The sequence below is a fragment of the Bifidobacterium [indicum] DSM 20214 = LMG 11587 genome (assembly GCF_000706765.1).
GTDB lineage: Bacteria > Actinomycetota > Actinomycetes > Actinomycetales > Bifidobacteriaceae > Bombiscardovia > Bombiscardovia coryneformis.
Map to the genome: position 1 here is coordinate 653,639 of NZ_CP006018.1, position 24,143 is coordinate 677,781.

Consider the following 24,143-nt stretch of genomic DNA (forward strand, 5'->3'; position numbering starts at 1 on the left):
TCAGGATAGGGATACCGCTTGGCTTGTAAGAAAGGCGAATATGGACGTTGAACTTCGCATTGAACGATATGCGGACCAGGGCCGGTGTGTGGCCCATCTGGACGGGCGAGTGGTTTTCGTACGCTTTGCCCTGCCGGGGGAGCTGGTTCGGGTCAGACTGGATGAACCGCACAAGCGACAGGACCGGTATTGCACGGGCGAGGTGATAGAGGTCCTGGAGGCCAGCCCTGACCGACGTGAGCCGGTCTGGCCGATGGCAGGCCCACTGGCATGGGGAGGCGGTCTGGGCGGTGCCGATCTGATTCACGTCTCCCTGCCCGGGCAACTGACCTGGAAAGCCGACCTGATTCGCCAGCAGATGGAACGCTTGGGTGGCATCCGGCTCGAAGATGTGCCTATTGCACGCCCCGATGACGACACCTGCCCGGATGGTCTGCATTGGAGGACCCGCATAGATCTGGTTGCCGACGACCAGGGCAGACCCTCAATGCGGCGCCGAGGCTCCCACGAGAGGGTGGCCTTGGAGTCCATGCCGCTGGCTTCACGACGACTTCTCGACCAAGCCGATGAACTCGGCCTCTGGAACGGCGGGTTCAAGCCGGGAAGCAGAATCAGAATGGCCGTGCCGGAACCCTTGGACAGTCAAGGCACGGATGGGAACTTTGCCCTGCAGGTTGATGGAAGAACCGAGAAGGGGAGCGACCCCCTGACCGAGCGGATACGGCCGAACACCGGTCGCCCGGATGAGGACACATTCACGTACAGGGTCGATGCCGGCGGGTTCTGGCAGATACATAGACTGGCTCCCTCCCTGCTCTCGGGTGCGGTCCTGACCGAGGCGAGACGACGCATTGGCGAGCAGAAGGCTCCGGTTGTCTGGGACCTCTATTCCGGTGCTGGTCTTTTCACCCTTCCCCTGGCCGCCGCCTTCGGAGGGCGGTCACGGATTCTGGCAGTGGAGGGTGCTGCCGGAGCGGTGACCAGGGCCAGGGAAAACCTCGCGGCTGCGGATATGACCAATACGGAGGTAAGGCGGGGCGATGTGGGGCGCGTGCTCAAGCATGGAGTGCCCAAGGCACTGGCCCATCCTGACCTTGTCCTCCTGGACCCTCCACGTGCGGGTGCCAAGGCCGAGGTATGCAGACTTCTGAATCAGGCGGCCCCCTCGACGATCATCTACGTGGCCTGTGACCCCACCAGTCTGGCCAGGGATACGGGAACCCTGCTCTCGCTTGGCTACGAGCTGGCCGATATTCACGCCTACGACATCTACCCGATGACCCATCATGTGGAGACCATGGCGGTCTTTACCAGGTAGGTTCGCGGTTATGGCCCCTGCCTTGCATCCGTGGATTTTTCGGGCCGTGTTGACGCCCCCGCCCTGCCATGGTCGCCCAGAGGTCGGTGGCGGAGGTGTCATCCTTTGACTCGATGGCCCCAGCAGTCGACGCCTTGCGGGTGGAAATGGTGGTTTTCGTCTACAATACCGGTGATGGCAGGAATGACGAGAGGTTCAGGCGAACCAGACGTGTTCGGTATTTCAACCCTGCGTTTCGGCAGACGGCGGATTCCGCGAGCCCTGATGGCCCTGTCCCTGACCCTGATTCTGGCGACTGTCCTGACGGCCTGCACCCCATCCAGCCAGGCCGTGGGCGATACCTGGCACCCTTCAACCGTTGACCATGATGGGGTTGACCGCTCCGATATCATGGTGGCGCTGGTCGGGAGTCCCTCCAAGCCCACGGATGCGGGAGCCAATGAGGAGGATGGTCGCATCCTGGCCTCCCTGAAGGGCCAACGGATGGACGGGTACTACTCGCAGGCGGCATCCTTCGGCGACCAGCAGGCGGGTGTGGAGGATGCGGTCAATCGCGAGGTCGACCTGATTCTTGTTCATGCCCCGGCACAAGGGGATTGGACACCCTCCCTTGCCAAGGCCAGGAAGGCTGGCATACCTGTGGCGGTCATACCGGAGAGGGGGGCGGCCTGGGAAGATGGTCCTGATGGCATCTACTATGCCGCCACTCTCAGCATGGATAGAGGCACAGGGAAGGGCACCCCGGTGCTCTTGGCTGACGCCCTGCAGAATATCATCGATGACGGCCCTCATACCCGAACCATACGGGTCACCCTGGGTCAGGCGGGGGAATAGGTATGAGTGAACGCAAAGACGGAAGCATCCCCACGTTTCCCCAGGTCGATGAACCCGGCCTGACCAGCTCCCAGGTGCAGGAACGCCGGGATGCCGGGCAGGTCAACAAGAGCCAGGAGAGGTCATCCAGGACCCTGGGGCAGATAGTCAGGGCCAACGTCTTCACTCTTTTCAACGCCATCATCCTGGGAGCCATGGTTGTGGTCCTCTTGACAGGCCAGTGGAAGGATGCCGTCTTCGGACTGGTCATCATCATCAACACCGGTATCGGTATCGCTACGGAACTCAAGGCCAAGCACACCCTTGACAGCCTCTCCATCCTGGTGGCCTCGGATTACTACGTCCGTAGGGACGGATCCAATCAGCGCGTCTCCCATGATGCCATTGTCCGTGATGACCTGCTTTGGATTCGCTCCGGCGATCAGATTCCCGCCGATGCCCGAATCGTCGAGTCGTACGGGCTGGAGCTGGATGAGTCCATGCTGACGGGGGAGTCCAGAACGGTCCGCAAGGAGCCGGGCGACCAGGCCTATTCGGGCTCGACCGCTGTTTCAGGCATGGCCCTGGCAGAGGTCACGGCCGTCGGGGTGGGATCCTATGCTGCCAGGCTTACCGCCAAGGCCAAGGTCTTCAAAAAGGTCCACTCTGACCTGAACGAGGGAATCAACACCATACTCAAGGTCATGACAGTGGTGGTCATACCCCTCTGCATCCTTCTGATTTTCACCCAGATGCGCACCGTAGGCGGGCTCCAGACCGCCTTGTCGAACGGATCCTGGCGGCAGGCCGTCGTTTCTGCCGTGGCCGGGGTGGTCGGGATGATTCCCGAGGGGCTGGTGCTCCTGACCTCACTGAACTTCGCCCTGGCAGCCATTCGGCTGGCCAGGAAGCAAACCCTGGTGCAGCAGATGGAGTCGGTGGAGACCCTTGCCCGGGTTGATGCCCTCAACCTGGACAAGACAGGAACCATCACCGATGGGGGCATAGTCTTCGAGGCCGTCCATCCCCTTGACCCATCAGGGGAGAGCGACCAGGATGCCCTGGCCCAGCCCCTGGTTGATGTCTGCGCCGAGGAGAATCCCAACGCCACCGGTACGGCCATCATGGCGGGCCTGCCCCAGGTATCCCCGTCCGGAACCGTCAGGGCCCGCCTGCCCTTCTCCTCGGCGAGGAAGTGGAGTGCCATCCTTGACCGGTCAGGCAGGCTCTGGTATTTCGGCGCTCCTGAGGTCTTGCTGGCCTCCCAGGCCGAAGCACATCCCGTAGTGGAGGCTCAGGTGACCGACCTGGCCAACAGGGGCCATAGGGTCCTGATGCTGGCGGATGGGGGAACGGTTCGGAGGTCCGATGCAGGCCAGGATTACTTCCAGGAGGCTGAGGCCCTGCCTGCGGATCTGATTCCCAGGGCTCTGATTTCCTGCTCGGAGCATATCCGAGAGGACGCTGCACCCACACTGGCCTGGTTCAGGGAACAGGGTGTTCGTTGCCGGGTCATCTCCGGCGACAATCCTGCCACGGTCGCAGCCATAGCCGATAAGGTCGGCTTGACAGGTGCGGCCAAACCGCGTGCCATGGATGCCCGGGACCTGCCTGAGAATTTGGAGGAGCTGGCTGGCGCCCTTGAATCGGTGGATGTCCTGGGGCGTGTCCTGCCGGACCAGAAGAAGGCCATAGTCCAGGCCCTTCACCTGAGTGGTCACACCGTTGCCATGACGGGGGACGGGGTCAATGATTCCTTGGCCCTGAAAGAGGCCGACCTGGGGATCGCGATGGGTAATGCCGCTCCGGCCACCAAGGCGGTTGCCGAGGTGGTCCTGGTGGATTCCAGATTCTCCCACCTGCCTGACGTCGTGGCCAGAGGCCGCCAGGTCATGGCCAATATGGAACGTGTGGCAGGTCTCTTCCTGGTCAAGACCGTTTACTCGGCTCTCATCTCCCTGGGTGTGGTCCTGACGGGTATTCCCTTCCCCTATCTTCCGCGTCACATCACCTACATTGGTGCCCTGACCATCGGTACCCCAGCCTTTTTCCTGGCCCTGGCCCCCAATACCAGACGTTATCGTCCCGGTTTCCTGAAGCGGGTGGTCGCTTTTGCTCTCCCCTCCGGGTTTGCCACAGGGCTGACGATCCTGGCCGCCGCCTGGTTCATGCCGACTCTGTTGGGTCTGGACAGGGGTGATTCCTCGGATTTGAACGCCCTGCGGTCCATCTGTGCCATCATCCTTTTCTTCATGGGGGTTCTGGTTCTTGCTCAGGTGGCGCGTCCCCTGCACTCCTGGCGTGGCCTCCTGGTCCTGGTCTTTGCCGTGGCCGGGGTCATCGGTGCCTGCATCCCCCTGGTGGCACGCTTCTTCGCCATCACTATTCCCCAGGGGGGAGCGCTGGCGGTGACCGCGGTCTCCGTCGTGGCTGGGGGTGTTCTCATGGCCTTGGCGGTTCTGGCCTATCCGCCATGTGCGCGGTTCATATCCCAGTTAACAAGCAGGCGGTAAAACAGGGAGCATATTCCGATGGTGTCCGTTTCCCGGGCAACCGTATGAGCCGGTTCCTGCGTCTTGTCCGGACCGTGCCGACAGGGTTTCCCGGGCTGCGCGAGAGGATATGCCCATGAGCGATAGGCCGACAGGACAGGTGCTGTCCGAGCTTCGTGTGGGAGGCCGGGAGTTCGACTACTACCGTATTGCCGACCTTCCCGGTCTGGACCGGCTGCCGTACAGTCTGCGTGTCCTTGTGGAGAACCTGGTCCGGAACCGTGACGGAGTCAACATCACCGACGAGCAGGTGGATGCCCTTCTGGGCTGGGACCCTGCTGCAGAACCAAACCATGAAATCCAGTTCACTCCGAGTCGGGTGGTTATGCAGGACTTCACCGGAGTTCCCTGCATCGTCGACCTGGCCACCATGCGTGATGCCGTCAGGGACCTGGGTGGTGACCCGGAGGTCATCAACCCCCAGGTGCCGGCCCAGATGGTCATCGATCACTCGGTCCAGATTGACCTGGCCGGGGTGCCCGGTGCCATCGAGCACAATATGGACGTGGAGTACCTGCGCAACAGGGAGCGTTACCAGTTCCTGCGCTGGGGGCAGCAGGCCTTCAGGAATTTCCTGGTGGTACCTCCGGGAACCGGTATCATTCACCAGGTCAACATCGAATACCTGGCCCAGGTGGTCATGCAGAAGGACCCTGGGCGGGAGGGTGAACGGCCTCTGGCCTACCTGGACTCCTGCGTGGGCACGGACTCGCACACCACCATGGTGAATGGCCTGGGCGTCCTGGGCTGGGGTGTGGGCGGCATCGAGGCCGAGGCTGCCATGCTGGGCCAGCCTATTTCCATGCTGGTTCCCCGGGTGGTCGGTTTCAGGCTGACCGGTTCCATTCCCGAAGGGGTGACGGCCACCGATGTGGTCCTGACCGTAACTCAGATGCTCCGGGAACATGGAGTGGTCGGCAAGTTCGTGGAGTTCTATGGGCGGGGGCTGAGCCAGGTCCCCCTGGCCAATCGGGCCACCCTGGGCAATATGAGCCCGGAGTTCGGCTCCACCTGCGGCATATTCCCGATTGACGAGGTGACCTTGGACTACCTGCGGCTGACCGGACGTAGTGAGGACCAGGTGGCCCTAGTCGAGGCCTACGCCAAGGCCAACAGGCTCTGGCACGACCCGGACGACCCGAATTACACGGAGCCTGGGTACTCCGAGACCCTGGAACTGGACCTCTCCACCGTCCGGCCTTCGATTGCAGGTCCCAAACGTCCCCAGGACAGAATCGCCCTGGACCAGTGCAGGAGTGCCTACAGGGCGGCCCTTCCCGACTATGAGGCCCCTGATGTCGACCGGGAACCGGTCCCGATCCACACGGAGACAAACGGGGACTTCAACCTGACCAACGGGGCCGTGGTCATCGCCTCCATCACCTCCTGCACCAACACCTCGAACCCTTCGGTCATGGTGGCGGCGGGCCTCCTGGCCCGTAAGGCACGTGCCTTGGGACTCAGTCCCAAACCCTGGGTCAAAACCTCCCTGGCACCGGGGTCCCAGGTGGTCACGGACTATCTGGAAAAGGCCGGGCTGACCGAGGATCTCGATGCCTTGGGATTTGAACTTGTAGGGTACGGCTGCGCCACCTGCATAGGCAATTCCGGTCCGCTGGATCCCGCCATATCCAAGGCCATCAACGAGCACGAGCTGACCATGACCGCTGTCCTCTCGGGGAACAGGAACTTCGAAGGCCGGATAAGTCCCGACGTGAAGATGAACTACCTGGCCTCTCCGCCCCTGGTTGTGGCATACGCCCTGGCTGGCTCCATGGACGTGGACCTGGTCAATCATCCGCTGGGGGAGGCCCCTGACGGCAGCCCGGTCTACCTGCGCGACATCTGGCCTTCCAATGAGGAGATTCAAACGGTCATCGACCGTACCTTGGACCGAGACATGTATGTGAAGGATTATGCCCAGGTGTTCAAGGGTGACGAGCGCTGGCTGGGTCTGGACGTCCCCTCCGGGCAACTCTTCACCTGGGACCCGGATTCCACCTATGTGCGCAGGCAGACCTTCTTCGATGGTTTGACGGCAACCCCGGCTCCCCTCGACGACATCGAGGGAGCCAGGGTCCTGGCACTCCTGGGAGACTCGGTCACCACCGATCACATCTCGCCAGCGGGTGCCATCAAGACGGATGGCCCGGCAGGGCTCTACCTGGAGGAGCACGGCATAGCCCCCAAGGACTTCAACTCCTATGGGTCCCGGCGCGGCAACCATGAGGTCATGGTTCGCGGCACCTTCGGCAATATCCGTCTGCGCAACCAGCTCCTGGCCTCGGTCGGGCTGGAGGTCCGTCCGGGTGGGTTCACCTATGATTTCCTGTCCGGCAAACCGACCACGATCTTCGAAGCCTCCCGGGACTACGCCGGGCAGGGTGTCCCTCTGGTCATTCTTGCCGGGAAGGAATACGGAACCGGTTCTTCGCGTGATTGGGCCGCCAAGGGGACCCTGATGTTGGGGGTCAGGGTGGTCATTGCCCAATCCTTCGAGCGTATTCACCGCAGCAATCTCATCGGTATGGGCGTTCTTCCCCTGCAGCTCCCCCAGGGGGAATCGGTCGAGAGCCTTGGCCTGGACGGGACGGAGACCTACGGGTTTGAAGGAATTGAGGCCATCAACAGGGAGATACCCGATACGATAAGGGTCACCGCGCGCCGTGATGACGGTTGCACCGTCAGTTTTAAGGCCAAGGTTCGCATAGATACCCCCGGCGAGGCCGACTACTACCGTAACGGCGGCATCCTCCAGTATGTGCTGCGCAATCTGATGGATGGGCGTTAGGCCGCTGCCGGTGGGAACGAGGTCTGCCGTCTGGGTTCGGGGGCCATGGCCCCTGAGTTGTCTATCGTTTCAGGCGTTTCAGCCATGAGCTTGCCGATACCAAGGCCATGACCAGACCGCCGACCACCAGGAACATGATGATTCCCGGCCCGCCGGCATGGGGAAGCATACTGAGATACTCATAGGGGAGGATGGCGTCGTCCTGCTTGATTCCGTTGATTTTCCATACGATTGTGGTGTCGACGACTCCAACCGGATGGGCCGGTGTGGTCACCGTCCAGGTTTCGTCGTTCTCCGCCTTCAGATCGATGCCGTTCCGGCCGTCGAAGGCCACGGAGGTGAGATCCACCCTTCCGGGGAAGGGCATCGTCGTCGGCGTGAGGACCAATGTCTGGTTGATGGCGCCCAGTCCCAGCTGGTTCTCAGTGTTGCGGCCCCATGAATAGGTCTGCCCATCACTGCCGATGGCGATGGAAAAGAGGAATCCTGAACTCACCTGGGTCAAGGATACGTTTTCGGGCAGGCCCTGAACCGTGGTCGGGGTCAGGGCCTTGGAGGTCTGATCGTTCCAGTCGTTCGGAATGGACGGAACTCCCAGGGCCCCGCTGCCGTTCCACCCCCAGCAGTAGGTCTTTCCGTCGGTTGCCGGGGCCATGTTGAACCCGTAGCCGGTCTCGATGTCGGTCAGGACAACACCCGAAGGGAGAGGAACCTGAAGGGGCTGTGGGTTGGTTCGGTTTTCGGAACCGTTGCCCATCTCACCCGATCCGCCGAATCCCCAGGTCCAGGCCCTGCCGTTGGAATCCATGGCGGTTGTATGGCCGTACGTGGCCAGGATCTTGGTCAGGACGGTACCTGCCGGTAGTCCAATGAGCGGCGCAGCTGTCGGACTGGAGGTGGTGCCTCCATTGCCCAACTCCCCGGACCCGTTCATGCCCCAGAGATAGGCCTTGCCTGACCTGTCCAGGACGGCGTTGTGGTTGTTGCCTGCGCTGATGGAAACCACGCCGACGTCTTCCGACAGTCCTTGAACGCGTACGGGGGTGGTGCTCAGGGCGGCCGCATTGCCATCGCCTGTGGGGACCGAGGTGTTGCCCAGCTGGCCCTGCCCGTTCTTCCCCCAGGCCCAGACTCTTCCCTTGCTGTCCAGGAGCAGGTTGTGGAAGTAACCGGCGCAGATATCAACCACCGTTACATCTGAGGCCAGCCCTTGTATCGGCTTGGGTGTGGGGCTCATTGCGACGGATACGGAGCTCCCGGTTGGGATGTCACTACGTCCCAGTTGGCCGAATTCGTTGGAGCCCCAGGCATAGATCTTCCCGTCCGATCCGAGTGCAAGGGAGTGGTTGCTGCCGGCGCAGACCTTGACGGGGGTCACTCCGCTTGGAAACCCCCTGACCTCCACCGGTACCGGGGAATCGCCCTCGGCCTGGGTCCGTCCCAACTGGCTTTCGGCGTTGTAGCCCCAGGCGTAGATCTTCCCGTCCGACCCTATGGCCAGGGAATGGCTACCGCCGGCGCTGACCTGGCTGAATCTGACCCCCCGTTGTGCCGGGGGTGTCAGAGTAACCCGGGTGCCGCCGGTGTCCGGACCCTTGGCTGGCTGCATCTTCCAACCGTCCTGACCGGTCCATCGGGCGGTCAACGTCGTGTCTCCGATGACGGAGCGGTTGAAGTCATAGGCCACTTTTCCGATGAACCATCCGTCGAAGCGGTATCCGGAACGGACCGGGTCATTCGGTCGTGCGACCCTTTGCCCCGGCTCCAAGGTTTGTTCCGGGACTGTAGGGCCGTCCTGACCGGTATCGAAGGTGACCTGGTATTTGGCGGTCTCTCCCGTGTAGAGGTAAGGCAGGGCGGTGGTGGTTGATGCCCCGTATCGGGTCAGGTGGAGGAGGGCGACGGCCCTTCCCGAAGGATGAGGGGGTGTGGTGACTGTCCAGGAGCCGTCAGACAGCCTGGACAGGTCCGTTCCCGCCTGCCCGTCGAAGGTGACCGAATCGATGACCTGAGGGAGGGGGAAGGGGGTTTCGGTGGCCACGGTAACTGCCTGATCCCCGTTGCCTCCGCCCAGTTGTCCAAAACCATTGGCGCCCCACCCATAGACCCTGCCGTTGGTGGTCAAAGCCAGGGTATGCGCCCGTCCGGCGCTGATGGAATTTGCCTGCACCTGGCTGGGTAGGCCCTGGACCTGGACCGGGACCCTATTGGTGGTCGTGGTGGTGCCGTTGCCCATCTCCCCGCCACCGCCGTAACCCCAGGCCCAGACCTTGCCGTCACCTCCGATTGCGGTGGAGTGCCCGTAACCTGCGCTGATTGCAACGCATTTCATCCCGCTGGGCATGGACACGCGGGTGGGGGAGGAGTTGGATGAGGAGGACTGACCGTTACCCAGTTCCCCCGACGTATTGACCCCCCAGGCCCAGACCGTGCCTTGGTCGTCCAAGGCCAGGGCGTGTTCGGAACCTGCGCTGACGGATACGATTTTGGTGCCTTCGGGGAATCCCTTCACCTCGGTAGGTGCGGCGGACCAGGAATCATCCCGGTCCGATCCTGAGGGCACTGAGGGATTGCCCAGTTGGTCGTGGGCATTGCTGCCCCATGTAAACACCCTCCCGCTGGAATCCAGGAGGATGTTGAAGTTGCCTCTTGCACTGATGGAAACAGGTACCGTGCCCGACGGTAATCCCTGCACCTCCACAGGCGTCCTGCTTAAGGCGCTCGCCTCCCCGCGACCGGTGGGAAGATCCGTCCTGCCCAGCTGCCCATACTGGTTGTCGCCCCAGGTATAGACCTTGCCGTCTCGACCAAGGGCGATCATATGGCTGGCTCCGGCGCTTACCTGCGCCAGGGTCAGGTCCGAGGGGAGCTGAACGGGGACTGGCTTGCCCCATCCATAGGGTTTGGTGGGGTCGCCCAACTGGCCCCGGTCGTTATGTCCCCAGGCCCAGGCCTTCCCTTCTGCGGTCAGGGCAATTGTGGTGTAGTCACCGGTGGCTATGTCGGTTGCTGTTCCCGCGGGTATTCCTTTCAGCCGGACGGGGGAGGTGGTGGGGTTGTCGAAGTCTCCGCCAAGTGTGTTGTCGCGGTTGTCGCCCCAGGCGTAGATGTCGCCGTCGCTGCCGAGGCCGAATGTCCGCCAGGATCCTGCGCTTATTTTGCTGAATCTGGTTCCGTCCGGTGCCAGTGGCGTCAGCACGATCCGGGTGCCACCTGCCGGGTCGCCGCTGTCGGGATTCATGGACCAGTTCTTTTCAGGGGTCCAGCCTGCTTTCAGAGTCAATGGGGAGGTTACCGGCTTGCTGAAGTCATATGCAACACCACCCGCGAACCAGCCGTCGAAATGATACCCTTCGCGTTGCGGATTGGTGGGCCTGGTGACCAGTCCGCTGGCCGGCACGGTCTGGGGGGAGGGGGCCGGTTGCCCCTGTGTGGCATCGAACTCAACCTGGTAGCCGGCCTCGCTGGCCGTCGCGACTTCCGTGGTCGTAATCAAGGGCACGATAAGGAAAATCGGGACCAGAGCAGCCAGAAGTGTGGTCAGGGTAGAAGAAGCACGTCTGCCTATGGACACGAGGGCCTCCTTGTCGTGCTCCTCTTCTCAAGAGAATAAGGGCGCGCAATCGAGCATGGCGCTTTATCCGTTACTGCAAGTTCGATAAGCTCTGAATCATCCACTGTAGGGAATGCAACCCTGGAATCCGTTGATTTCGAAGAAACGACACGACACAGGGTTTGTTACCTCGGTCTCTTTTTCCGATTGGAACGGCAAGGAGGCGGGTTTCATATATCAAAAAGGCCGGAGCAGCTGGTGTTCCAGCCGCTCCGGCCTTGAGCCGGTGGTCTACCAATCAGTCACTGTTTCCGACCATGTCCAGGATGTACAGGAAGAGATTGACGAAATCAAGATAGAGGTTCAGTGCGCAAAGGATGGAGACCTTCTTGATGACCTCGGTTCCCTGATTCTGGTAAGCGGCGAAGATGCGCTTCGTCTGTTGGGCATCATAGATGGTCAGTCCCGCAAAGAGGACGATGCCGATGCCTGCCACAATCCTGAGGGCTGTGTTCGAGGGAGTCAGGAACATCAGCGCGACCTGGACCACGATCAGGAAGATCAGGGCGACCAGGAGGATGCTGCCCATGCCCATCAGGTTCTTGCGCGTGGTGAGTCCCAGCATGCTCAGAACGAAGAAGAACCCGGCGCAAATCACCAAGGTCAGCAGGATGCTCGGGAGGGAGTATGCCACGAATATGGAACTCAGCGTGAAGCCCATCAAGGCTGCATAGAGGTAGAACATGACCCTGGCGGTCGTTGTCTTCATCGTCATGATCCTGGTGCCCAGGAAGACGGCGAAGAGTACCTGGGCAACGGACAGGCCAATCCAACCCCACATTCCCGTGGCCATGATGAAGGCGTACAGGAGACCGGAAACGGCCGTAAGGTAGGCAACAGCAGCCGTGACAAGCAGACCGACGGCCATTTCCCCGTACGCGCGGGACATGGAGATATTCTCGGCTCTTCGCAGGGAAGCGGCAGCGCGGCTGTTCATCGGCGGTGTGGATTGAGGCTGGGGCATCGGCATGGCCGGTGGCTGAGCATAGATCGTCTGGCCGTACTGGGCCTGCGGAGCATACTGTCCTTGCGGGGCGTACTGACCCTGTGGGGCATATTGACCTTGCGGGGCGTACTGGGTCTGTCCTGGGTAGGGGGCCTGTGGCGTGTATTGCGCCTGAGGCGAGGCCTGCATCTGGGGGTTCTGCTGCCTGTACTGGATGCCCTGCTGATTGAAGTCATTGCTTTCTTGGGGCTGACCGTTGAGTGCCATAAGGTTCTCCTTGAAGTGCCTGAGACTGGTTTAGGCACCGTTCGGTCAATTCTACACGTTTGGAAACTGGGTGTATGCGATACCAGTCTCCGTACTATGCGTGACGTATTGGCTGGTTACCCCTATGGGAGAAAAGTGGAGGCGGCCCCCTGGGGAATTGAGTGAGCCGCCTCCGATGGCCATGGGCTTTGGGATGCCCGAAATGGCCTCTTACTCAGGTGAAGTATTGGTAGTGGTTGGTGGGGTGTGCCGATGCCGGTTGGCATTGGTGATGGCAAGGGTGAGCATGCCGGCGATGATCAGAAGGATGATGCCGGTGCCTCCCGCGTTCGGCAGGATGCCGGTGTGCCGGTAGGTGTAGGTGTTGGTGGTGTCGTCGGGCTGGTCCTGCCCTGCGAGGGTCCACCGGACGCGCACGGGTACAGGTCCCGGGTCGTGAACGGTGGTGGTGACCTGCCAGGTGTTCGGTCCTGTCCGTCGCAGGGGGAGTGTGGCGTTGTCGATGGTCAGGCTGGTGGGTGTGGGCTGCGGGGGGACGGTGGCCTTGTGTGGCGTTGGCGTGGGATCGGTGTCGCCGTGGCCTGCTTGTCCGTTGGTGTTGTCTCCCCATGCCTGGGTGTCGCCGTTGGTATCGATGGCGATGGTGGTGTCATCGCCTGCAATGGTGACGGTGGTACGAAGGCCGGGGACGACCGTAGGCTGCAACGGGGTGGAGGTGTCATGGCCTGCTTGTCCGTTGGTGTTGTCGCCCCAGGTCCAGGTGCGGTGGTCCTGTCCGGTGGCGGTGTAGTGGGCGCGCCCGGTGGAGGTGTGCGTGAACCGGTATGTGTCGGCCGTGCCTGCGGGCTGGATACGTACGGGGGTTGCGGTGTCGGTGCCGTCGGCGAGGGTTCCCCAGGCCCAGAGGCGTCCCTGCTGGTCGATGGCCAGGGTGTGATCGCCTCCCGCGCTGGCCTGGACATAGCCTGTAGGCTGTTGCGGATCGGGTGCAGCGGCGGCGATGGGGGTGCCGGTGTCCTCGTCTTCATCGTCTTCGTCAACGTTGGCATCGGTGTCGGCGTGGCCGAGCTGGCCGTGTGTATTGGACCCCCAGGTGTACAGGTTCCCATCCGATCCGATTGCCAGGGCATGCCGATCGCCCGCAGCGATTTGTTCGTAACGGAACGCCGGGGGTGCCCCCTTGGGGACGTGCACGAGCAGAGGGATGTCGCTTTTGGTGCTCCCGTATGGGTCGCCGAGCCCTTCTGGCATGGTTCCCCAAGTGTACATGGTGCCATCGGATCCGAGCCCGATGACGAAACCGTCTCCGGCGGCGGTGGAGACCCAGGTGAATTCGGGGTCTTCGGCATCGGCAGGGGTGCGGACCTTGACGGGCCTGGCGCTGCTGGTGCTGTAGTCCCTATCTCCAAGTCCGCTGGGTAGCGACCCCCAGATGTAGAGGTTGCCGTCGGAGCCGACTGCGGTGCTGTGGGTGCGCCCGGATGCGGCCTTCACCCAGGTGAACTCGTCGCCGGTGCCGTCAGGTCGGGGAATCAGGACGGGGGAGGTGCGCCGGGTGAGGGTACCGTCCCCGAGTTGCCCGTAAGTGTTGTCACCCCAGGCGTACAGGTTGCCATCCGAGCCGATGCCCAAAGCGGACGATCCGCTCGTGTCCACTGAGGCCAGGCGGATACCGGGCGCGGCGGGCGCGGTCAGGGTCAGGGTCTCGTCGCCGTACTCGCTGCCGTGGTCCGGGCTCAGGACCCACCGACCGGTTCGGTGCCACCGACCGGTCAGGGTCAGGTCATGCTCCAGAGGTCGGGTGAAGTCGTAGGCCAGGTCACCGTCGAACCATCCGTCGAACGTCCACCCGTCCTCGGATGGGTCATCCGGGCGTTGAGTGGGCTCGCCTACCGGAACTTGCTGCGGGTCGGGAGCGTGTCCGTGTGGGGTGGTGAAGGTGAGGGTGGCCATGTCGCCGGTGTAGGTGAACTGCTGGCTCGTGTCCTCGACGTGCTGGGATTCTTCGTAGTCGTCGTCCCCCTGGACGCCGGGCAGGGTCCGGATGGTCAGCGAGACGGTCTCGGGCCGGTGCCGTGGCGAATAGGCATGCCAGCCGTCGGGCCTGCGCCGCATATCCCCGAGATTCGTCTTGGGGCCGAACAGGACACTTGTGATTCGACCGTCCACCGGGCGCCACACCATGACCGGATCGATATGGCGTCGTTCGTCGTAGCTATCATCACCGTCGGTGTTGATGCCAAGCTGACCCCGGTCATTGTTCCCGAACGCGTACGTGTTGCCGTCCGAACCGATGATTAGTGTGTGGTAGCTGCCGCTGTTCGCGGTGAAGAGACGGGCGTACTTGAATCCGTTCGGCGTTCCTTTGGGGATTGGGACACGGATGGGGTTGGATACAGGCGGGTCGTTGCGGCCCGTGTTGGTGTCGGAGCCCAGCTCTCCGTACGAGTTATCGCCCCAAGCCCATACACCGGTGCTTGTGATGACCATGTACTTGTTCCACGAGCCACCTATCTCAGTTGCTCCGGACAGACCGGGTACCCGGCCGGGTCGGTTGGCGGGGTTGTTTGCGTCTGAGGTGCGGCCCAACGTGGCTCTTGGTTCATCCCCCCAGGTGTAAACGTTACCGTCCCGGCCGATTCCCATGGTGTGGAAAGTGCCACCGCAGAGAGTTGTGAAGCGCAGTCGGGTGTCGACGGGCGCCGGCCCGTTGCCGACGTGGCCGAGCACAGCATCGGGGTCCGCAGGGTGGTCGCTCATGATGTCATCGGCGCCCCAAGTCCAGGCCGTCCCATCGCTGGTCAGGGCCATGGAATGGGATTCGGCTCCGCCAAGTGTGGTGAAAGCCGCCTCGGGTACGAGCACCTTCCCGGCAGTGTCACCCCAACCTCGGCCGTCCGAGCCGAGGTGGCGTCCCAGCTGACGGTTACCGTTGAGTCCCCAAGACCAGATGTTGCCATCCTGGTCGAGGGCCAGCGTATGGCTCATGCCAACGCAGATGGCGATGAACCTCACATCCGCGGGCACATCGATCAGGCCGGGTCGTTTGTAGGGGTGGTCATCGTCCGCTGGGCGGCCTTGTTGGTGCTGTCCGTTATAGCCCCAGGTCCAGACCTTGCCGTCGCGGTCCAGTGCCACGGAGTGCCAGTAGCCTGCCTGCACTTGGGTGAACTTCACGCCTTCGGGCATGGCGACCATCACTGGGGTCGAACGATTGGTGGTGGTGCCATCGCCGACCTGTCCGTCGTAGTTGCCCCCCCACCCATACGCATTGCCGTCACTGCCCAGGGCCAGAGAGTGGTGTAGCCCTGTGGACACCTGGGCGAACCTGACCGGTGCTGTGGGTGAAGCCAGGTGCACGTCGGTGCCGCCACGCCAGGGGCCCTTGTTGGGGGTGGTGACCCTCTGCCCCCAGCGGGCCGTCAGGGTTACGTCCCCGGTCACGGGTTTGGAGAAGTCGTAGGCCAGGTCGCCCTGGAACCAGCCGTTGAATGTCCATCCGTCCGAGGTCGGGTCGTCGGGGAGGCGTACGGTGTCGCCGACGACGACGTGTTGTGCGGGCGTGGAGGATCCGTGCTCGGTCTTGAAAGTGACGGTGGCGGTGCGGCCGGTGTAGGTGAAACGTTGGCTGGTGTCGTCAGGTTGGGCGACACGGTCAATCGTGGATTGGATGGTGAGGGTGGCGGTGCCCAGGCCGTGCCTGGGGGTGGTGACATGCCAACCGTCGGCCTTGCGATAGGGGCCGGCGGAGTTGCGTGATTCATCGAAGGGGAGGTCGGTGAGCTGGGTGTTGGCGACCTGCCAGACCATCACCGGGAGGGGGTTGGATGTCTTGTTCGCGGTGTTGAATCCCAACTGACCGTATGCGTTATCTCCATGGGCGTATGTATTACCGTCGGAGCCGACGAGCAGGGTATGGGTGCCTGCTGAGCCGCTCGATATAGAGATGTACCCGAATCTTGCGGGTACCTTGTCGGGGGCGGAGACTCGGACGGGTGTGACTGAATCCTGGGTGGTTCCGTCGCCGAGTTGGCCCCGGTCGTTGCTTCCCCAGGCCCAGATACCGGTGTCCGTAACGGCCACGGTACGGCCGGCTCCGGCGCTGACACCGGTTGCCCCTGTCAGGCCGGGCACGCGGCCTGGTCTTTCGGCGGGGTTGTCCTTATCAATGGTATGGCCCAGTCTTCCATTTTCTGTGTCGCCCCAAGTCCAAATGGTTCCGTCTTCGGCTATGGCTGTCGAATAACGATCGCCTGCGCTGATGACAGTGAATCGCAGGTCAGTAGAGACCGGGGCGGGATCCAAACTGAAGGACATGCCTGGTGGAAAGTTGGGGGTTCTGTCAGTACCGAGAGCGTTGCTGAAAGTCCCCCAGGTCCAAGCGATGCCATCCTCTGTCAGGGCTATGGAGTGGTCTTTCCCGGCGCTGATTGCAGTGAGCCCTTCGGGCATGTTGTATTCCACCAGTCCGGGTGTGTATTGAGGGCAGTTTCTGGTGTTGCGAGCAATGTAAGCAGAATGACCCCAGGACCAAGCCCGTCCATTCTGATCCAGGGCCAGGGAATGGACGGAGCCAGCGGTAATCGCTGTGAAGGTCACGTCCTCGGGTGCGGCGACCAAGACGGGTGTCGATATGGTCTCCTCGGTGTTTGAGCCTTGCCCCAGGTTACCGTACCAATTGTTGTGTCCCCAGGTCCAGATCTTGCCATCCCGGTCCAGAGCCATGGCGTAGTCGTCCCCGGCGGACACCTGGGCGATCCTGACACCTTCGGGCAGAGCGACCATCTGTGTAATGTTGCGCTGGGTTGTGGTGCCGTCACCCAACTGGCCGTATTTGTTGGCACCCCAGGCGTAGGCGTTGCCGTCGCTGCCCACCGCCAGTGAGAAGCCATTACCTGTGGACACTTGGGCAAGGCGGACCTGGTCGGTTGGCGTCGCCACCGTCACGTCGGTGCCGCCCAGATGGGGGCCTTCGTTTGGGCTGGTGGAGAACGAGCCGCCCCACTTGGCGGTCAGGGTCACGTTCCCGGTCACGGGTTTGGAGAAGTCGTAGGCCACATCACCCTGGAACCAACCATTGAAGGTCCAGCCCGCACGGGTGGGATTGTCATGTGGAATGGCGGCTGGTTTTCCGTCGGCCACGGTCTGCCCGGACGGCATCCCCTGAGTGCCTGCCACGGAAGAGAAGGTCACGGTATGGTTGCCCCGAGCCCTGCTTGCAGGGCGCCCCGCGTCAGCCAGCGGACTGGGCGTCGACAGCGGGGAGGGGGCGGTTTGCTGCTTTGGTGCAGTTGCCGAAGACGGCGAAGCCGAAACCGAAGGTGATGGTGAAGCCGAGGGGGAGGGCATAACAGAGGGAGAGGCCGAGGGGGCAGGAGAGACGCTGACGGAATCCACCTGGTCCTGTTCGGCCCCCGATGCCTGGACTCCCGCTGCCAATCCCAGCCCCGCAAGGGACAGGGCGGCCATGATACCCAGAACGGGACGCAAGAAACGACGCCCGGACACGATGGAACTGCGCATACGCGTAGCTACCTCCCCAACAATCCACCCCTACTGTCGTCCGAACAACAGCAAACCCAACTAAAACGGAATCCCGCCACCCCCATGACGGAATCGGACAAGAGTAAGGATGATCCCAACAATCAAACCGAGAAAAGTTTACCATGCTTCCCGAGGGTGCGACAGCCTGCGTGTTCGTACCCTTGCCAGAGGCAGCATAAAATGAGGGCATACCTAGTGTGGAAGGCTCTGAGCATCGGGGTGTCGGGCGCAAACATCGGTGACTAAGGGAAGACCAACTTTCGGAGATTCGTTTTCCTGGGGCTCTCCGCCAGGCCTACGATGAGGATAAGGCCATAACGGGCAACCGATCAAGGAGCAGACCATATGACTGAAAACGTCACCGACACTACATTGACCATGAATAACGGGGTTCAGATTCCACAGCTGGGACTGGGTGTCTTCCAGACCCCGGACGGAAAGGCGACCAGTCAGGCGGTCACCTGGGCACTGCAGGCAGGCTACCGCCACATCGACACAGCCATGATTTACGGCAATGAGGAGTCCGTTGGTCAGGGCTTACGCGATTCCGGGCTGAAACGCCGCGATGTCTTCCTGACCACCAAGCTCTGGAACGATGACATCCGGTCCGGTCGGGCCAAAGAGGCTTTCGAGGAGAGTCTGGACAGGCTGGGCACCGACTACGTTGACCTGTATCTGATTCACTGGCCGGCCCAGGGGTGGCAGCAGGCCTGGCAGGACATGGAAGAGCTGTACAGGCAGCGGCGTGTCCGGGCAATCGGGGTCTGCAACTTCCAGCAGCACCATCTGGAGGAGCTTCATTCCATCAGCTCCACCAAGCCTGCCGTGAATCAGATTGAGTCCTCGCCCCAGTTCGTGAACCAGGAACTGATTGACTATTGCCACGGTGAACTCAGGATCGATGTGGAAGCATACAGTCCCCTCGGCGGCACCGGCGGCTCCGTGCTCTCTGATCCAAGGCTCGAGTCCATCAGCAGGAAGGTCGGCAGGTCTCCGGCACAGGTTGTCCTCAGGTGGCATATACAGCGTGGGCTGGTCGTCATTCCCAAATCCACCCATCAGGAGCGGATCGAGCAGAATGCCCAGGTATTCGATTTCACCCTGGATGAGGACGACATGAAGGCCATCTCAGCCATGGACTCCGGCATCCGTGCCGGTGCGGACCCGGATAACTTCGACTTCTGATTCAGGAGGACCGGGCTCGGAGACACGCTCTCCGCCCGGTCCCGGATTCGGTGCTTCCGGACACATGCGGACGGGGCCTGCCAAGGATGGGCTGGTTCAGTTCCCGTCGAAACCTGTATCGAATCCGTTGGCAAGATTGGACTTGGCCGCACGGATGGTGGCATCGTCCGACTCCTGTTCCTGCGGTGATCCCGAGATGTCGCGGTGGATGGACTGCATCTGTACCTCTATGTTCTGCAGGGACCGAGAGCAATCCAGCAGTGTCTGGGAGTGCTCAGCCAGGCGGTTGTCCGGCAGATCCGACTTGTACCGGAGCTGGTGCTCAAGAGAGGCCCAGTAATCCATGGCGATCGTTCTGAACTGCACCTCGACCGGGGTGTAGTGGGGACCGGATGTCAAAAAGACCGGCACCGCGTAAATGACATGGAGGGACCTGTATCCGTTCTGTTTGGGGTTGCGGATGTAGTCCTTGACCCGGAGCACCTGGATGTCGGACTGGTCCGAAAGGTAGCGGGAGACCGAATAGACGTCGTCGCGGTAGTTGCAGATGACCCTGACCCCGGCCACATCGAAGATATGGTCGCGAACGGACTCGATCGAGACCGGCAGGTCCTTGCGGTGGAGCTTGCCTATCAGGGAATCCACGCTCTTCAGCCTGCGTTCCATGTGATGGATGGGGTTGTGGCTGAACCTGACCTGGAATTCGGTGTCGAGTACATCCAGTTTGGTCGAAATCTCATACATGGCACCTTCATAGGTCTGCATGAGGTTGACGAATTCAACGATGTCGTCCTTGCTCAGTCCGGGGCGTTCCTTTTCGTCAAGGTCCGAAAGGCGTTGCCTCATTTCGGCTGCGCTCATGGTGCTGTTCCGGTCGAGTATCACGCAAACCTCCCAAGCAGTCCTTGAATAGGAACACCCCAATGGTACGCACATGCCGTGATGGTTTCCTGGACATCGTCTGTGGATACAATCAGGGCTTATGAGGACAGGACAGAGCGTGGAACCGTCAAAGGTCATGGACGGGGGAGTGGCCGATCGTGGCGTCTACTACGTGCATACCTTGGGATGCCAGATGAACGAGCACGATTCCGAACGCATCGCCGGGGTCCTGGAGGCCCAGGGATACAGGCCGGCCAGCCTTGAGCAGGTGGAACGCCGTGAGGTGGACGTGATGGTGCTCAACACCTGTGCAGTGCGCGACAACGCCACACAGCGGATGTACGGGACCATAGGGCGTTGGCGTCGCTTCAAACAACACAAGCCCGATACCCGGATCGCCGTGGGCGGGTGCATGGCCCAGAAGGACAGGGACCGGATCGCAGAAACGGCCCCCTGGGTTGATGCGGTATTCGGAACCAAGAACATCGGCGCTTTACCTGGATTGCTTGCGAAGGCCGAGGAGACGAAGCGTTCCCAGGTGGAGGTCGTGGATGACCTCATGGTCTTTCCCAGCCAGCTGCCGACGGTGCGTGCATCGCGCTCGCAGGCCTGGGTCTCCATTTCCGTCGGTTGCAACAACACCTGCACCTTCTGCATCGTTCCCGCTGTACGTGGCCGGGAGCGGGACCGGTCCATGGATGACATCATGGGGGAGATCCGCCGCTGTGTCGACGAGGGGGCGCGGCAGGTCACCCTCCTCGGGCAGAATGTCAACTCTTACGGATGGTCTGTAGGCGACAGGTTCGCCTTCTCCAAGCTGCTCAGGGCTTGTGGGCGGATCGATGGGCTTGAACGGGTCAGGTTCACCTCGCCCCATCCGGCTGCATTCACCGATGACGTGATTCTCGCCATGGCCCAGACACCCAACGTCATGCATCAGCTGCACATGCCTCTCCAGTCAGGGTCCGATCGGGTTTTGAGGGCCATGCGCCGCTCATACAGGTCCGGGCGCTTCATGTCCATCCTTGACAAGGTCCGCCAGGTCATGCCCGATGCTCAGATCAGCACCGACATCATCGTCGGCTTCCCGGGTGAGACCGAGGAGGATTTTCAGGAGACCATGCGGGTGGTGGAAGAGGCTAGATTCTCATCCGCCTTCATCTTCGAGTACTCGCCCAGGCCCGGCACCCCTGCCGCGGGGATGGAACAGTTGCCCAGGGAGGTCGTTCATGACAGGTTCGAACGTCTCCAATCCCTTCAGGAGGCAATCACCCAGGAGCAGATGCGTGGCTTTGTCGGCAGGCAGGTGGAGGTCCTGATTGAAGGAGGCCACGGTCGCCACGATCGGACCACCCATAGGCTGACCGGGCGCGAGCGAACGGGTGTCCTGGTCCATGTCGGCAGGCCTCAGGGGTTCCCGGAGCCCAAGGTCGGAGACCTGGTCACCTGCACCGTTACGGATTGCGGTCCCCACTACCTTGTTGCCGACCCCGATCCGGAAGCCGGGCAGGTCTATGAAGTCAGGTGAGGGAATGGGCGGCGGGGTACCTCGCATCGTTTCCATCGTTGGCCCTACCGCCTCTGGTAAGACGGGTCTGGGTGTGGCCCTTGCCCTGGCCCTGCGCCAACGAGGTGAACAGGCCGAGATCATCAATGCCGATGCCTACCAGATGTACCGGGGGATGGATGTGGGTACGGCCAAACCCACGGCCGAGGAATGTGCCGCCGTACCCCACCATCTGGTCGATGTAATCGAACCCCGGGAAACCATGAGCGTGGCCCGATTCCAGGAGATGGCCAGGGGCCTGATAGACGATTTGCGGGAGCGCGGTGTCAGGCCCATCCTGGTGGGTGGTTCGGGTCTCTATACCCGTGCCGTCATCGATGATCTGTCCTTCCCCGGGACCGACCAGGCGGTACGGTCCCGCATCGAGGAACGGGCGGAGAAGGAGGGGGCCGGTCTGCTGTTCAAAGAGCTGGAGGAGAAGGACCCCCGGGCGGCGGCTCGGATGGACCCACGAAACGTGCGGCGCACGGTCCGGGCCCTTGAGGTCATGGAGATTACAGGTCGTCCCTATTCCGCCACCCTGCCCCGGTACCGTTACCTCCTGCCGGCTGTCCAGATCGGTCTGGACCTGGACCGGGAGGAGCTGGACAGACGTATAGATGCCAGGACCGAAGCCATGCGCCGCAACGACCTGGTGGGTGAGGTCCGTCGGCTTCGCGGCAATCTGGGTACCACTGCAGCCCGTGCCCTGGGGTACCCCCAGGTGGAGGACTATCTTGATGGACGCACCGATCTTGATGATGCCTTCTCCCTGATAGCCCAGAAGACAAAGCGTCTGGCCCGAAAGCAGATGGGGTGGTTCGGGCGTGACCCCAGGATCCACTGGTTGAATGCCCTGGCGCCCGATCTGACCCGTCGGGCATTGGACCTGGTGGACCAGGCGGACAATGGCGATTTCGACGGAACCGACCGTGAGGCGGACCAGGACGAAGGCCTGTACGGTACCCGGCATCCTCTGGGGTCCCTGGACGGGGAATCCATCTGACTTCCTGTGTTGACTTCAAGTGCTTGAAGTTCATAGGGTGGCGAATATGACAAGCACCACGGAAGTTGAACCACCATTGGGCGCTCCTCGGTGGTACACGATTCGACAGACCTCCCTGATGACGGGCCTACCGGAGTCCACGCTCAGATACTACGAGTCCATCGGCATGATTCCGCCCATCGCCAGGGATCCCTCCAGTGGTCACCGCTCTTATAACGACGGTGATATCGACCTGTTGCTGACGGTCTCCTGCCTCAGCGCCACGGGCATGTCGCTGGAGAACATGAAGGAGTATCTGGCCAACCAGAGCCACGGTTCCGAGCGGGCCGGGCGGCAGATGGAATTGATGGCCGAACAGGGTCGTCGTCTGGATACGGAGATTGAGCGCCTTCAGGCGCAACGTCGCTATGTTGAGGTCAAGGTCCGGTACTGGCAGCACATCCGAGACCATGATGAGCATGGCGCGGCACAGATTCTCGACCAGGGCTCCTCCATCATCGAGGCGGCCCGGTGCAGTGTGGTCAAAAAGGCAAACATGGAACGGCCGGTCGAAGATAAGCCGGCAGAAGGGGGAAGGCAATCATGAAGGCTGTGATTTTCGAGGGGGCCGGCGCTGACGGTCTAGTGGTCAGGGATGTTCCGAAGCCGGAGATTCAGGAGCCGTCCGATGTGGTGGTCCGTGTTGTTCGGGCCTGTGTCTGCGGTTCGGACCTCTGGTACTACCGTGGGCTGACCACCATCGCCCCCGGCAGCACCCTGGGTCATGAGGCCATAGGGGTCGTCGAAGAGGTCGGCGACCAGGTCGCCACTGTCCGTAAGGGGGATTTCGTCATCGTTCCCTTCCCCTTCAGTTGCGGTCGCTGCCTGATCTGCAAGGCAGGATTCGAGTCGGCTTGTCCCAACGGCGGGTTCTTCGGGGGCGAGCCGGGGATGGGGGCCCAGGCCGAGTATCTGCGTGTGCCCCAGGCTGACGGGACCCTGGTGGTGGTTCCGGGTGGAGTGGAACGTGCGCGCGGTTTCTCCGAAGAGATGCTGGCATCCCTGTTGACCCTTTCCGACGTGATGGCCACCGGGTACCACGCAGCGGTAAGTGCCGAGGTGGAGCAGGGCGATACGGTCGTTGTCATCGGCGATGGTGCCGTGGGCCTCTGTGCGGTTCTGTCCGCCGGCATGCGTGGGGCTGGCAGGGTTGTGGCCATGAGTCGCCACCGGGACAGGCAGGAGCTGGCCAAGGTCTTCGGTGCCACCGATATCATTGCCGAGCGTGGCGATGAGGGTGTGCATCGTGTCATGGAGTTGACCGACGGGTATGGTGCCGATGCCGTCCTGGAATGCGTGGGTACCAAGGAATCCAATGAGAGCGCTTTCGCCATGGCCCGTCCTGGTGCCATCGTGGGCAGGGTAGGGGTTCCCCATGGGGTGACCATCCCGGCGCAGGAGACCTTCTACCGCAACATCGGTGTGCGTGGCGGCCCTGCCACGGTGCGCACCTATGACGTGAACGGGCTTCTGGACCGGGTCCTTGAAGGGAAAATCAATCCGGGACGTGTCTTTACGGCAAGCTTTGAGCTGGAGCGGATTCATGACGCCTACCGTGCCATGGACCAGCGCAGGGCAATCAAATCCCTGCTCAAGGTCAGTGAGGTCTGACCCGATTACCGAATCACGACGTGTGCCCGT

13 protein-coding genes are annotated in these 24,143 nt (G+C 62.0%); 9 read left to right on the forward strand and 4 right to left on the reverse strand.

Going from position 1 to position 24,143, the window contains the following annotated elements; translation table 11 throughout:
* Positions 1-40: 40 nt before the first annotated feature.
* The 4 genes from BINDI_RS02440 to acnA all read left to right on the forward strand — a co-directional run bounded on the left by BINDI_RS02440 (position 41) and on the right by acnA (position 7,474).
* The gene (locus tag BINDI_RS02440; protein ID WP_033489886.1) at positions 41-1,318 is read left to right on the forward strand and encodes a class I SAM-dependent RNA methyltransferase; all 1,278 of its coding nucleotides are present in this window, start codon (positions 41-43) and stop codon (positions 1,316-1,318) included.
* A 174-nt stretch (positions 1,319-1,492) separates the two neighbouring features.
* Positions 1,493-2,152, forward strand: a complete 660-nt coding sequence (locus tag BINDI_RS02445; RefSeq protein ID WP_148301964.1) for a type 1 periplasmic-binding domain-containing protein — start codon at positions 1,493-1,495, stop codon at positions 2,150-2,152.
* A 2-nt stretch (positions 2,153-2,154) separates the two neighbouring features.
* Positions 2,155-4,644, forward strand: a complete 2,490-nt coding sequence (locus tag BINDI_RS02450; RefSeq protein WP_052108681.1) for an HAD-IC family P-type ATPase — start codon at positions 2,155-2,157, stop codon at positions 4,642-4,644.
* Positions 4,645-4,759: 115 nt separating this feature from the next.
* A complete protein-coding gene (gene acnA / locus BINDI_RS02455) occupies positions 4,760-7,474 on the forward strand; it encodes an aconitate hydratase AcnA (protein ID WP_033489889.1) in 2,715 nt (904 codons plus the stop codon).
* Positions 7,475-7,535: 61 nt separating this feature from the next.
* Here acnA and BINDI_RS02460 read toward each other — a convergent pair whose 3' ends face one another.
* From BINDI_RS02460 to BINDI_RS02470, 3 genes are all read right to left on the reverse strand, one after another.
* A complete protein-coding gene (locus BINDI_RS02460) occupies positions 7,536-11,048 on the reverse strand; it encodes an RCC1 domain-containing protein (RefSeq protein WP_033489890.1) in 3,513 nt (1,170 codons plus the stop codon).
* 277 nt (positions 11,049-11,325) lie between these two features.
* Positions 11,326-12,300 carry a Bax inhibitor-1/YccA family protein gene (locus BINDI_RS02465; RefSeq protein WP_232340064.1) on the reverse strand — a complete coding sequence of 325 codons (975 nt, stop codon included), beginning with the start codon at positions 12,298-12,300 and terminating at the stop codon, positions 11,326-11,328.
* Positions 12,301-12,510: 210 nt separating this feature from the next.
* Entirely contained in the window at positions 12,511-17,823 is a 5,313-nt protein-coding gene (locus tag BINDI_RS02470) for an InlB B-repeat-containing protein (RefSeq protein WP_033489892.1), read from the reverse strand.
* A 366-nt stretch (positions 17,824-18,189) separates the two neighbouring features.
* Here BINDI_RS02470 and BINDI_RS02475 point away from each other — a divergent pair, with 366 nt between their 5' ends.
* The gene (locus BINDI_RS02475) at positions 18,190-19,029 is read left to right on the forward strand and encodes an aldo/keto reductase (RefSeq protein ID WP_033489893.1); all 840 of its coding nucleotides are present in this window, start codon (positions 18,190-18,192) and stop codon (positions 19,027-19,029) included.
* A 96-nt stretch (positions 19,030-19,125) separates the two neighbouring features.
* Here the strand turns inward: BINDI_RS02475 and BINDI_RS02480 are convergent, their stop codons facing one another.
* A complete protein-coding gene (locus BINDI_RS02480) occupies positions 19,126-19,914 on the reverse strand; it encodes a GTP pyrophosphokinase (RefSeq protein ID WP_496196047.1) in 789 nt (262 codons plus the stop codon).
* A gap of 97 nt (positions 19,915-20,011) precedes the next feature.
* Here BINDI_RS02480 and miaB point away from each other — a divergent pair, with 97 nt between their 5' ends.
* Genes miaB through BINDI_RS02500 form a run of 4 tightly spaced genes read left to right on the forward strand, consistent with a single transcriptional unit; the run spans position 20,012 to position 24,113 of the window.
* On the forward strand, positions 20,012-21,439 hold the full coding sequence (miaB, locus tag BINDI_RS02485; RefSeq protein WP_052108683.1) for a tRNA (N6-isopentenyl adenosine(37)-C2)-methylthiotransferase MiaB: 1,428 nt from the start codon (positions 20,012-20,014) through the stop codon (positions 21,437-21,439).
* Positions 21,440-21,443: 4 nt separating this feature from the next.
* Positions 21,444-22,463 carry a tRNA (adenosine(37)-N6)-dimethylallyltransferase MiaA gene (miaA, locus tag BINDI_RS02490; RefSeq protein WP_033489895.1) on the forward strand — a complete coding sequence of 340 codons (1,020 nt, stop codon included), beginning with the start codon at positions 21,444-21,446 and terminating at the stop codon, positions 22,461-22,463.
* A gap of 46 nt (positions 22,464-22,509) precedes the next feature.
* Entirely contained in the window at positions 22,510-23,049 is a 540-nt protein-coding gene (locus BINDI_RS02495) for a MerR family transcriptional regulator (RefSeq protein ID WP_081830763.1), read from the forward strand.
* Positions 23,046-24,113, forward strand: a complete 1,068-nt coding sequence (locus BINDI_RS02500) for an alcohol dehydrogenase catalytic domain-containing protein (protein ID WP_033489897.1) — start codon at positions 23,046-23,048, stop codon at positions 24,111-24,113. The genes BINDI_RS02495 and BINDI_RS02500 overlap by 4 nt, the downstream gene beginning before the upstream one ends.
* Positions 24,114-24,143 lie beyond the last annotated feature (30 nt).

Coding starts and splice junctions, on each gene's coding strand:
- BINDI_RS02440 (WP_033489886.1), top strand. CDS start 41: ATGGACGTTGAACTTCGCATTGAACGATATGCGGACCAGGGCCGGTGT.
- BINDI_RS02445 (WP_148301964.1), top strand. CDS start 1,493: ATGGCAGGAATGACGAGAGGTTCAGGCGAACCAGACGTGTTCGGTATT.
- BINDI_RS02450 (WP_052108681.1), top strand. CDS start 2,155: ATGAGTGAACGCAAAGACGGAAGCATCCCCACGTTTCCCCAGGTCGAT.
- acnA (WP_033489889.1), top strand. CDS start 4,760: ATGAGCGATAGGCCGACAGGACAGGTGCTGTCCGAGCTTCGTGTGGGA.
- BINDI_RS02465 (WP_232340064.1), bottom strand. CDS start 12,300: ATGGCACTCAACGGTCAGCCCCAAGAAAGCAATGACTTCAATCAGCAG.
- BINDI_RS02470 (WP_033489892.1), bottom strand. CDS start 17,823: ATGCGCAGTTCCATCGTGTCCGGGCGTCGTTTCTTGCGTCCCGTTCTG.
- BINDI_RS02475 (WP_033489893.1), top strand. CDS start 18,190: ATGACTGAAAACGTCACCGACACTACATTGACCATGAATAACGGGGTT.
- miaB (WP_052108683.1), top strand. CDS start 20,012: ATGAGGACAGGACAGAGCGTGGAACCGTCAAAGGTCATGGACGGGGGA.
- miaA (WP_033489895.1), top strand. CDS start 21,444: ATGGGCGGCGGGGTACCTCGCATCGTTTCCATCGTTGGCCCTACCGCC.
- BINDI_RS02495 (WP_081830763.1), top strand. CDS start 22,510: ATGACAAGCACCACGGAAGTTGAACCACCATTGGGCGCTCCTCGGTGG.
- BINDI_RS02500 (WP_033489897.1), top strand. CDS start 23,046: ATGAAGGCTGTGATTTTCGAGGGGGCCGGCGCTGACGGTCTAGTGGTC.